We start from the raw sequence: 6,890 nt of genomic DNA on the forward strand, positions 1-6,890 counted from the left end.
GAGAGTTTCATTCTTATTTTGACTTATGTCAAAAATTGGTGTTTATAATCAAGGCCCTATAAATTAATACTCCCCTTTACCTTCTCGACTTTTATTTAGTGTTTATTTTCAAATTAGTTTTTGCTATTTTATAATCAAGTCAATAATAACCAGAGGGAAGGCTGTGTTATGGCTATTTTATATTAAAAATTTCTGCCCTACTGCCATCCATTGCACACTGATAATGCAGCACTTCTACGATTCTGGCGTTACTGCCATCGACATTCATTACCCAAATTGGACGTTTATCACCTGCTTTTTCATCGTATGTTTGTTTCATTTTTTTTACGTCTCGCCAGTAGGCTTCATTTGTAACTCTGAAAGTAATAAACCTACCATCTGGTGAATATGCTGGTGAACTACTAATTTGTTTTATATTTGTTAGCTGCCTCAAGTCAGACCCGTCAGCATTGCATGAGAAAATTTCTGCAATCTCACCTACTTGCATTGAAAATGCTACTCTTTTACCGTCGGGTGACCAAACTGGAGCAATTCCGCCAATTTCAGATTCATTGGGTATGATTTGTACACGATTTTTACCATCAGAGTCCATTATCCACACTCCCCAACCTTTTTGCCCTTTTTGTGTAAAAACAAATTTCTTACCATCTGGCGAAATACAAGCATCTCGACCCTCTGTTACTTCTTCCTGTTGCCTGCCTTCGGGTGTTACTCTATAGATCTTGGAAGTATTCCCTTCATTAAAATAAATCCATTTACCATCAGATGTGAAAGATGCCCAATAAGCAACGGAACCTTCAGGTAAGTTGGTGATCTTTTTAAGATGAGAACCATCTAAATTTGCTATGTAATAATTAAAGGTTTTGCCATCCTCACGATTTGATGTAAAAATTACCTGTTTACCGTTTGGATGCCATGCTGGATAACGCTCTTCTGACATTGGGGCTTTGCTAATATTGAATGCATCACCTGTAACAGGATTTACAGCAAAAATTTCTGTGTCGCCTGTGCGTACAGTTGTTATTAAGAACTTTGTGCGTTCAAGTTGAGCAAATAAATTATAACTTAATAAAATTAGCAGGATAGTAAGTTCTTTCATATTATTTATTTATGAACAGTTGCTTCTGATTTTAAAATTTCCTTTTCAATAATGGGCTATAAATTAATTGTAAGTTTCATGCCCAATTAAGCCTAACGGAAGGAACTATATGCAGTTGGGGATTGGGGGTTGCTTTCCTGTCGAACCCCGATGCCGCTGTTGCAGGCTGAAAACTTTCTTATCCGCACCGAAACCCCAATTGACATATAGTTGTTATTAGTGGTTTATCATCATAAATCCAGATTTTTCATTATAAATGTATTATTATTAATTTTCGATTATCTTTATTACTATTCCTGCTTCAGAAATATCCGTATCGGTGGCAGCTGATAGACCTACAGTTTTGATTAAATTTCCGCAAAAAGTGAGATTATTTCCTTTTTTTTCCACCATTTCGGTAATGTCATAAACAATATCACCTGCTAAATCCTGCGCTAATATTTTGAACTTTGCCGGTAATTTTTGAAAGTTAAGAGTCAGGGACTTGTATCTCCCGAAAGCAGCTATTGGAAACCGGTAATTTTCGACAGATACAGTAACATCGGCAAGAGGAAAATAGAACCCTTTGATGGTATCGTGCCTCATAAGTGTTGCAACTGAGATTGCACCTGAAATATGTTTTGAAGCAATTACATACGGTGCATCTCCCTCGCATTTTACAACCGGTAAGGGCATATTTCTTGAAACCCTTGCCGGAGCACTTTGTTTAATAGTTTGCCCGTATAACCAGGTAGTCCATGATTCTCCCTTTTTCACAGCCCATGTATCCGTTAATCTCACGCTGTCAATAAACATAGGAGTTAAACCGGCGCCAAATGCAGGAGCAATTCGTTGCCAGCGAACAGCTCTAATTACTTCATCAATTCTTTTTCTTAGCTCCAAAGGATCGTAAGCATAACTTTTTTGGGACAGAAATGCAGGGTGTCGCATAATACCCATCATGCAGCCCAAAGTAGCAGCAATATATGGCTCATCTTCGCAATTCAGAATTCCGGAAATTTGATTTTTACCAGCACAAGAATTCAGAATTTGCGCAACTCTGTCAAGGGTTGTAGGAACGGAAAGATAAGCAGTTACATCATAAGTACGTAGGACTTGAGCAAATTCTAATTGATCCACTGCGAATTTTAGTTTTCCTCCATTACACCATCTTATAAACTCACCGGACCCCGTAGCCTCACAATCCCATGGACATTCTACATCGTTAAGTGGTCCGCCACCGATACAATGTTCAACCCACAATTTTGGCGCTTCTTCCTTAGCAATTTTTGTTACTAATTTTCTAAACTCCAGATCGCCAAATCTTGAACCATAATCCATTTTCCAATATTCAATACCCGCCTCATTAGCCCATTTTGCTTTTTCACGAAAGAACGATTCAAGCTCTTTCCACGAAAACATTTTACCGCCTTTCCCTTCTTGCCAGGCATGTGCAGGTATCCATAATCCGGCACCTTTCCAACCGGCAGCTTTCGTAAGTTCATTTAACTTTTTGAGTTTTTCAACCGGCGTACCTGTACAGGATGGGAATTTATCTGTGGCTACATTCTGTGAGCCTAACTTCCAGCGACTATCGTCAAAATTCATATCCGCAGGTATGTCCCATCCCACATCGAACATGAGGTATAAATCTTTCTGAATTTTTTTATAACTTGCGGCCCAACCTTCTTTCCCAAAGACTCTTGCTTCCGTAAGATTTCGGGCAATTACAGTATGACCTCCGATACCAAATGTTGAATTCGCAATGGTTGCACTATCAACCGCATAATTCTGTGCCCCCCAGGTACACCAGTAACTGGGTGTGGCGCCGGGTGTTGAAGGAATCAGGTTCTCGCCTGCAACTATCATTTTTTCTGTTAATTTTAATTTCCTCTCTTCGCTATTTTTGCAGGAAATAAAAAGAGAAATAAAAATAAAATAAAGAGTTAAGTTTTTCATTAAAAATGTTTTTAATTCTACATTATGAGGTTAAAATATATTGAATTGAAAACGAATACATTCTTGTTTTGTAAATAAACGTCAACTCATTTATATATAAACCTCAAAACTAATAAGGGTATGTTTATACACCCAAATTGGAATATATTGAACACTTTTTTTTCTTTTTTCAGCAGTTGAATTGCATACGTCCCTGAAACAAATCTACCAAAAAAAATTACAAATCATCAAAGGTTGATTTTTTTAAAGAGATTTTTCAGTAACATGTGTGTATATCTCAGTAGTTATTCTGCTTTTATGTCCCGGTAATTACTGAAAATACCTGAGGTCAGTGCCCAAAGCTAATGCGTTGTATACGAGTATCGCAACCAGTGCAGAGTTACAGGTTTCTTTATTTCAGCAGTAACTATTGCACTGTGCAAAACCTTCTGAATACCATATTCCGAGTGTTGTTCATGTGCTTTTTGTCCTTTAGCGATTACACCCGTATTTCGCAACAGGAGAACAAACGAAGTAATGCATTAGTGCCGGCATCCGGGCAAACCCCGCTGAAACGCAGTGAAAGCGGTCAGCCCTGGGGCTCATCCCTGCTCATCATTTTCTTAATCCACCATAATTTTTTCAGTAAAATGATTCCATACCTCAACAGCTTTTTTACCTTTGTGTAGTTTGGATGGTTTTGCCTCCTGCATGAAACGAACCGCTGTCCTTTGGCTGTTTTTTCTTCTTTCCGCCCGGATTTTATCGGGTCCTGCCGCCATTCCCGATTCGGTCCGCCTTGCCCTTGATAAAGCCCCGACTGATTCCCTGCGCATCGGAATTCTGCTGAACTACAGCCTCGCAGAAGCATCAGCGCGGCCTTCAGCGGCTGACTACATCGTTCAGATATCCGTTGAGGAACTTCAGAAAAGAAAACTGGAAAAATTCCTCCCTTCCTTTTATCAGTCGCTGGCCGCATACTTTGAAAAAGCAGGAGACTATTTCCGGGCTATTGACCTGCTTGGTCAGGCTGATGAAGCCGCTATGAAACTTAACGACCTGCCGGCCCGGAGCAGTATCCTCAATAAAACCGGCAATATGTACCTGTTTCTGGGCGATTTTACCAAAGCCCTCGAAAACCATTTCAAAAGCCTCACCATCAAGGAAGACCTTAAGGATGAAAAAGGCATTGCCGCTTCGCTCAGCAATATCGGCAATATCTATTTCCGCCTTGATTCGTTTGTTCAGGCCCATAATTATTACATGCGCAGCCTTCAGCTGGAAGAAAAAATCAGAAATGAAAAGGGAATTGCCAGCTGTTACATTAATCTGGGTGCCGTTTTTGATAAACTGGCCCTTTACGATTCTGCTCTGCTTTACCTCAGAAAAAGCATCGAAATCAACAGCCGTTTTGACAACAAAGCCGACATTGCCTCTTCGTATATCAACATTGCCAACATTTATGACAAACTGAACTATCCTTCCGACAGCATAATTCGTTACTTTAAAAAAGCAGAGGATCTTTATTCCGGTATCGGTCTGAAATCAGGCCTTGCCGAGGCCTGGCTTTCTGCCGGCGTATATTACAATGCAACCTTTGAATTCAAAAAAGCCATTGAATACCTGCAAAAAGCACTTGATGCCGGACGTGAACTCCGTTCAGCCGAAATTGTGCGAAGGTCGGCCAAAGAACTGAGTGATGCGTATGCCCACATTCGTGATTTTGAAAAGGCATATACCTACTACAAACTTTACAAACAGGCCGAAGACCGCATCAGCAACGATGAAAACATCAAAAAGCTCACCCAGCTTGAGATGCAGCACACATTTGACCGCAAACAGCGCGAGCAGGAATTCCTCCGGCAGCAGGAACGCCGCAAACAAATGATTCGCACAGGGTTTATCCTGATTGCCCTGTTGTTTGTCACTACCCTGGCGCTTGTCATTTACCGCAGTTACAGAATCAAGCAGAAAGACAACATCCTGCTGGCCCAGCAAAAGGAAGAAATTGCAGCCCAGCGCGACCTGGTGATGCAGCAGCGCGACCAGATCCAGCGGCAGAAGGAAGAAATTACCGCCAGCATTCACTATGCCAGCCGCATCCAGCAGGCTATTCTCCCTCCTGAAGATATCCGGCAGCAGATCCTCCCTGAACATTTCATTCTTTTTAAACCCCGCGATATTGTAAGCGGCGACTTCTACTGGATGACGCGCCGTAACGGCAAAACGGTTATTACTGCGGCCGACTGCACAGGGCACGGCGTGCCGGGCGCTTTTATGAGCATGCTCGGCGTTTCTTTCCTCAATGAAATCGTAAACAAAGAACACATCCTCCACGCCGACCAGATTCTCAACCGCCTCCGCGAACAGGTTATCCGCTCCATGCACCAGACAGGCCGCGAAGGCGAAAGCAAAGACGGCATGGACATCTCCCTGCTGGTTGTTGACGATGCTTCCAGAATGCTCGAATTCGCCGGAGCATACAACCCCTGCTACATCGTACGCAACGGCGATATTACCGAACTGAAAGCCGACCGGATGCCCATCGGCATTTATTCAGAAAAAGGAAATACCCCGTTCTCCTGCCAGACTTTCCAGCTTCAGGCGGGCGACGGTATCTACCTCTCTTCCGACGGCTACGAAGACCAGTTCGGAGGCCCTGAAGGAAAAAAACTGAAAGCCAAATCCTTCAAGGATATCCTCCTGAAAATCCATCCCCTTCCGGCCGGCGAACAGCTGGCTTATCTCGATGCATTCTTCGAAGAATGGAAAAACGGCTACGACCAGGTGGATGATGTGCTGGTAATCGGAATTAAAGTCACCTGAAAATTACCTGCTGGCGTTCTGCCGCATCCATTGTTTCGGCGTAGTCCCCTCAACTTCCCTGAAGGCCCTTATCAGCGTGCTGACCGACCCAAAACCCGAAGACTGGGCCGTTTCTTCCAGATTCATCCTTCCCTCCCTCAGCAGGGTCTTGCTGTGTTCTACCCGGTAGCGGTTCACATACTGACTGAAATTGCATCTATGCAGCTGATTAATCATTCGCGACAAATAAGTTCTGTTCGTATGAAGGGCAAGGCTTACATCCCAGATCTTCAGGTCCGGCTTCAGATAAGGTTTTTCCATCTCCATCCAAACCTTCATTGCCTCACTTAACTTTTCATATCCCTGCGGTTCTGACCCGTTGTCGCTGATGTTCCCGTCGTCCTGTTTTCCTGTAAACACTTCCTTCTGATTGTTTCCGAGTATTCCTAAAATCCATATAATGACCGCAAACAAATACAGCGGGAAAATCAGGTAGCGCTCATCTCCAAAAAGCTTTACCGGATTGATGGAATAGAAAGAAATACTTAGAAAGGCGGCCAGAATAAAAGTGGCATTAAAAATCCGCATCCACCCCAGACTAATTCCTGAAGGATCGGAAAACCATTCAGGAAGCTGTTTTCTGTATCCGGCCAGCACTTTGTAAATCAATACGGCATACAGGACAATCTGAACAAACAGGGCGGCAATATTGAAATACCTGACCCGGAAAAGAAAGCGAAGAGCAAAATTGTCATAGGTAGGATGAAGCCTGTACGTGCTGAGAAAGTAAACCCTTTGTTCGGGTGTAAGAAAAAAATAAAAAACTGTGGCCGATAAAACAAAAAAGACCAATCCCGGAACAAAATGCCGCCATGCGCTCCGTAAACTATAACCAGGCCGCGTAAGCAATAGAACGTAAATATACACCGAAGGATATACTGCCAGAACAGAAAATATATGAAGGCTGTGCAGATAGCTGTATGTATGATAGTTATGCGAAAAATACAGGTAGTTGCCCAGAAAGACCATCGATGCATTCAACATTGCCGCTGACAGCCACATCTTGGCC

At 42.6% G+C, this 6,890-nt stretch carries 4 protein-coding genes; 1 reads left to right on the forward strand and 3 read right to left on the reverse strand.

The features are described from left to right. Positions 1 to 172 precede the first annotated feature (172 nt). Both GX419_08175 and GX419_08180 read right to left on the reverse strand, forming a co-directional pair. Positions 173 to 1,099 carry a hypothetical protein gene (locus GX419_08175; GenBank protein NLI24664.1) on the reverse strand — a complete coding sequence of 309 codons (927 nt, stop codon included), beginning with the start codon at positions 1,097 to 1,099 and terminating at the stop codon, positions 173 to 175. Between the two features lie 267 nt (positions 1,100 to 1,366). Further along, a complete protein-coding gene (locus GX419_08180; GenBank protein ID NLI24665.1) occupies positions 1,367 to 3,037 on the reverse strand; it encodes a hypothetical protein in 1,671 nt (556 codons plus the stop codon). A 690-nt stretch (positions 3,038 to 3,727) separates the two neighbouring features. Between GX419_08180 and GX419_08185 the strand changes: the two genes are divergently transcribed. Beyond that, positions 3,728 to 5,842, forward strand: coding sequence for a tetratricopeptide repeat protein (locus GX419_08185; GenBank protein NLI24666.1), 2,115 nt, complete (start codon positions 3,728 to 3,730; stop codon positions 5,840 to 5,842). Between the two features lie 3 nt (positions 5,843 to 5,845). Here GX419_08185 and GX419_08190 read toward each other — a convergent pair. Continuing rightward, positions 5,846 to 6,890, reverse strand: a 1,045-nt coding sequence (locus tag GX419_08190; protein NLI24667.1) for a helix-turn-helix transcriptional regulator, incomplete at its 5' end; no start/stop codon positions are given.

Source organism: Bacteroidales bacterium, from assembly GCA_012517825.1.
Taxonomy (GTDB): domain Bacteria; phylum Bacteroidota; class Bacteroidia; order Bacteroidales; family JAAYUG01; genus JAAYUG01.